The organism is Mesorhizobium sp. M7A.F.Ca.CA.002.15.2.1, assembly GCF_003998715.1.
GTDB classification, from domain to species: domain Bacteria; phylum Pseudomonadota; class Alphaproteobacteria; order Rhizobiales; family Rhizobiaceae; genus Mesorhizobium; species Mesorhizobium ciceri.
On record NZ_RZPI01000516.1, the window covers coordinates 1 to 4,129 of the forward strand.

The following is a 4,129-nucleotide window of genomic DNA, read 5'->3' on the forward strand; positions in this document are numbered from 1 at the left end:
TATTTGTTGGTCTCGCTGGGTTCGCAACGCTCGACGGCGATTACGTTGCCGCCCGTGCGCTCATAAAGCTCGACGGTTTCGGCGAGGCATCCGCGACCGCCGAAGGACACCATGTCCGGCAGCAGCAAGGCGAAGGGCTCGTTGCCGATAACCTCGCGCGCGCACCAGACGGCATGGCCGAGGCCTTGCGGGGATTGCTGGCGGATGAAGCTGGTGGCGCCGGCCACAGGCAGCATGCTTTCGAGCGCCTCCAGCTGGGTCTTCTTGCCGGTCTGCTCCAGGGTGCCGATCAATTCCGGATGCAGGTCGAAATAGTCCTCGATCACCGCCTTGTTGCGACCGGTCACGAAGACGATGTGTTCGATGCCCGCCTCGAAGGCCTCGTCCACCGCATATTGGACGACGGGCCTGTCGACGACGGGAAGCATTTCCTTCGGCATCGACTTGGTCGCCGGCAGGAACCGCGTTCCAAGCCCCGCCACCGGTATCACGGCCTTCCTGATTTTCTTCATCGCAAATTCCTTCTGAGGAGATCGACTTCAATCCGTTCACAGGCCACGAAAATTCCCTCCATGTGCCTGCATCTTCACCTCCCCGCCCCGACGGCAAATTGTGCCGCCATTCTTCGCAACCGCACGGCGATCGGCATGCCCATATGCCTGACCGCCGCCGGGTCGCTGAGCGCAGTCCGGATCGCCTTGAGCGGGGACCGCGCCTTGATGTGCTGTACCAGTGACAGAAACGATGCCGCCTTGCGCAGGCTGCGGCCACGCCGCGCGAACGCGGCTTGCGCGGCCTCATCCATCCGATGGGTTTGAGCGAACACGGCATCCGCCCTGCGCATGGCTTCGACGTGGTGAAGCTCGAGCACGCGCGAAATGGAGACGCTGCGAATATGGTAGGCATAGCCGATATCGGGCTCGACGACGCATTTTCCGCCGTTGGCCAGGGCGGCGGCAAAGAGGATGTAGTCTTCGCCGATCCTCAGCTTCTCGTCATAGCGAAGCCGGTTTTCGTTCAGGAACTCGCGCTGGAAGATCGGCTTGAGGTAGCCGAGGTTGAACTTGGATTCGAAGACGATGTTGCCGGCGATGTAGGTGGCCAGCGAAATCTCGCGCAAGCCTTCCAGATATTGCCGCGGAAACATCGCGTCCTCGATAACGCCGTCCTCGCGAACGACCTGCAGATTGTCGACGGCGATCTGGGCATCCGCGCTTTCGGCACGCGCGATCATCTTGGCGAGCCGGCCGGGAAAGACCGCGTCGTCGGAATCGAGAACCGCGATCCATCTGCCGCGGGCGGCATCGAGGCCGGCATTCCTGGCGCCGCCCGGGCCGCGATTGCTTGGCAGGGCGATGACACGGACGATATCCCCGGGATAGGCCCGCGCAACATCGAGCGTCGCATCGCGCGACTTGTCGTCGACGACGATGATTTCGACGCTGACACCCTTCTGGGCGATGGCGCTGGCGATCGCCCGATCAAGGGTCGTCTCGGCATTGTAGGCGGCAATAACGAAGGAAACATCGGGGATAGAGCTGACGTCAGGCTGCACGCTTGCCTCCCTCCTGTGGCGAAGGCTGGCCATAGAGGCGGATTTCGCGGATGCCGACGAGGCCGCTGACGACACCAACATGCATAATGCCGCGCAGCACGCTGCGGTTCCTGCGTACCGGACTGACGACGACCGGAAGTGCCGAGGCGAAGCAATAGATGGCCTTTGCCGAGGCCAGGCCGACCTGCTTGGCCAGACCGATTCCGCTGGCGCTGCTGCCCAGGAGATGGCCATGCGTCTGGCCGACGCGGAAGCGGCGGCGGCCGAGCCAATCGAATGCCGCCCTGGAGCGCGGCACCACCTCGTCGACCCATGCCTCGGGCGAGAAGGCGATGCGGCCGCCTGCCTTGTGCATCTGGTCGAAGAATTCGGTGTCCTCGCCGCCGGTCTGGCCACGCGCCAGGCTGAAGCGGCGGCCGCGCAGGCTGTCCGAGCCCATCCGCAGCAGAACGTTGCAGGTGTAGCCGGTCTGGATCTCGCCGCGCACCCAGACGGGCAAGGTCGAATGGAAATCGCCGCGCCGCATCCAGTCCGGCGCGTCCGGGCGATAGCGCGCCCTGACCGGGCCGAGCACGGCGGCGGCACCGCTTTGCTGCGCCATCGCGGCCAGTTCGGCAAGCCATGGCGTCGTGGCCGTCTCGTCGTCGTCGATGAAGGCGACGAAATCCGCGGTGCTCGCATCGAGGCAGGCGTTGCGGGCGATCGAGATGTTGCGCGCCGGGGCGTGCTGATAGTGGATCGGCACCGTCAATTCCCGCGACAGCGCCGCCACCAGGTCACGGGCCGATGGGGTGTCGTCATTGTCGGCGACGACGATGCGGACATCGAATCCCACCGGCATCTCCATGGCGTCGAGCGAGCGCAGCGTGTCGGCCAGTTCCGGCCGGCGGAACGTGCAGACGCCGATGTCGATGCTGCGGTTCTTTGCCGACACCGCCATCAGGCCACTCCTCGTCGCGAGCCGAGGCCGAGAAGCTGCAGCCAGAAGCCGACCGACCAGCCAAGATGCATGACCATGGCCGAGACACCGGCCAGCGCAACGTCGGCCTTGCGCTGGCGGATAGCCGTCACCAGCCCGTAGCCCAGGCACACCGACGCCCACAGCAGCAGCGGCACCGCCGCCAGCCAGTGCACGAAAGAGAAGGCCGCCAGCAGCACCACCGGGAACACCAGCAGCGGCACCATCTGCCTCACCTTCGGGATGACGCGATGCTTCAGCACATTCTTGGCACGCCCGCGACCGTAGCCGAGATACTGGAAATAGAGGCCTGAGAGCGAGCCGCGCGGGTAGTAGACCATCTGCGTCTTGCCGCTCATCCAGATCTTGTAGCCGGCCTTGCGCAGGCGATAATCGAGCTCGGCGTCCTCGTTGTGGCTGAACGTTTCGTCATAGCCGCCGACGGCGCCGAACGCCGATATCCGCATCAGTGCATGATGGCCGTGATCGATCCACTGTCCCTGCGAAAGATGCCTATGCTTCGAGCCGCCGGTGCCGAGCTTGGAGTTCTGCGCCGCGGCCGCTGCTTTCTGCACGGCACCGCTGCCGCTGGTCAGCATCGAAACGACAACCGAATCCGCTGATGTAGCCAGCGCTTCCTCGACCAGCCGGTCGCAATAATCGTCGGGATAACCGCCATGCGCATCGATGCGGATGAGATAGTCGGCACCATCGCCGAAGGTACCGACGGCGAGATTGATCGCCGCGCTCTGGATGCGCCGCTTGTTGTGGAGCAGGATAACCCGCGGGTCCCTGGCAATGACTTCGTCTACGATGGAAAGCGTGCCGTCGGTGCTGCCGCCGTCGACGACGATGATCCGGGCGCCAAGCCTGGCGGCCGCGGGCCGCAATTGATCGAGCAGCGCACCGATATGGGCGGCTTCGTTCAGGCATGGGATAACGATCAGGCTGGATGAGGGTTTTTCCGTCTGCGTCATCAACCTCTGTCCATCTTGCCTCTGTCCATCCCCTGCCATCCTATGCCAATGCCTCGGCGGCAAACGAACCGGGCACGGCGGTCAGGCTGCGCAGCCGCTCGACAAGCGCACGGCAATCGCTGCGATCGTAGCTCCAGGTCCTCGGGTTGCGCGCCAGAACACGCCCCTTCAGCCTGGCGAAGCGATGCTCCTCCATCTTGCCTAGCGCGGCTTCGAGCGCTTCGGGCGACGCCTGCGGCAACAGCACGCCGATATCCTGCTGCTTGAGGAACCGCCCGGTCTCGGTATTGCCCATCGAGATCGGCACCGCGCCGAAACGGCAACCCTCATAGAGCCGGTTGGGCAGAAGCCATTCGGAGTTCTGCCCCGCTTCGAAGAAATCGATCGCCCAGGAAAAATGGACATCGTTGTAGATCGCCGCCATGTCTTCCGGATTGCGGTAGGGCCCGAGAAACGACAGCCATGGCTCGGCCTCGACAAAGCCGTGAAAGTCAGGGAATTCCGACAAAGCCGGACGGCCGCGCAGCACGATCTCGAAGCGGCCCTCCGTGCGGCGGGAGAAATCAGCCAGCAGCTCGAGCGAGCGGCGGCAGCGCAGCGCGCCGAACCAGCCGATCCGCCATGGCGGGCCGACCCGGC

The 4,129-nt window shown here is 64.5% G+C and carries 4 protein-coding genes and 1 pseudogene; all 5 read right to left on the bottom strand.

Annotation, left to right across the window (positions count from 1 at the left end):
• A partial coding sequence (locus tag ENZ74_RS23965; RefSeq protein WP_164761166.1) for a UTP--glucose-1-phosphate uridylyltransferase occupies positions 1-512 on the bottom strand: 512 nt, incomplete at its 3' end.
• A 74-nt stretch (positions 513-586) separates the two neighbouring features.
• The gene (locus tag ENZ74_RS23970) at positions 587-1,555 is read right to left on the bottom strand and encodes a glycosyltransferase family 2 protein (protein WP_063169888.1); all 969 of its coding nucleotides are present in this window, start codon (positions 1,553-1,555) and stop codon (positions 587-589) included.
• A complete protein-coding gene (locus tag ENZ74_RS23975; protein WP_063169887.1) occupies positions 1,545-2,495 on the bottom strand; it encodes a glycosyltransferase family 2 protein in 951 nt (316 codons plus the stop codon). Before ENZ74_RS23975 ends, ENZ74_RS23970 begins: the two co-directional genes overlap by 11 nt.
• Entirely contained in the window at positions 2,495-3,490 is a 996-nt protein-coding gene (locus ENZ74_RS23980) for a glycosyltransferase family 2 protein (RefSeq protein WP_063169886.1), read from the bottom strand. The genes ENZ74_RS23975 and ENZ74_RS23980 overlap by 1 nt, the downstream gene beginning before the upstream one ends.
• A 40-nt stretch (positions 3,491-3,530) precedes the next feature.
• Positions 3,531-4,129, bottom strand: a pseudogene (locus ENZ74_RS23985) (glycosyl transferase family 1); the annotation flags it as partial.